The organism is Anaerotignum faecicola, assembly GCA_024460105.1.
Classification (GTDB): Bacteria; Bacillota; Clostridia; order Lachnospirales; family Anaerotignaceae; genus JANFXS01.
In genome coordinates this window covers 1-443 of the sequence record JANFXS010000308.1, presented here as the reverse complement: position 1 = coordinate 443, position 443 = coordinate 1, and the positions used below count along the sequence as shown (strand labels likewise).

Annotated in this window: 1 protein-coding gene; it reads left to right on the top strand. The window is 53.3% G+C overall.

Translation table 11 applies throughout. From position 1 onward, the window contains the following. A partial coding sequence (locus tag NE664_14115; GenBank protein MCQ4727770.1) for an alpha-xylosidase occupies positions 1 to 443 on the top strand: 443 nt, incomplete at both ends.

Genomic DNA, 443 nt, shown 5'->3' with positions numbered 1-443 from the left:
GACTGTTCGGCGACTTATCCGTCAATGGCTGAAACTATACGGAGCGGCCTCTCTCTGGCCTGCGCGGGCTTTGGTTTCTGGAGCCACGATATCAGCGGTTTTGAGAATACAGCGCCGGCGGATATTTACAAGAGATGGTGCCAGTTCGGCCTGTTAAGCTCTCACAGCAGGCTTCATGGTTCTTCCTCCTACCGCGTGCCGTGGCTGTTCGATGACGAGGCCTGCGACGTGCTCCGGAAATTCGTGAAGTTAAAATGTGCGTTGATGCCGTACCTCTATCGGCAGGCGGTAAAAGCTCATGAAGAGGGCATTCCAATGATGCGTCCGATGTTTGTGGAATTTCCGGAGGACCGGGCCTGCGAACCGCTTGATAAGCAGTATATGCTGGGCGATTCACTTCTTGTGGCTCCGGTATTTAAAGAATCGGGAGAGGTGGAATACTA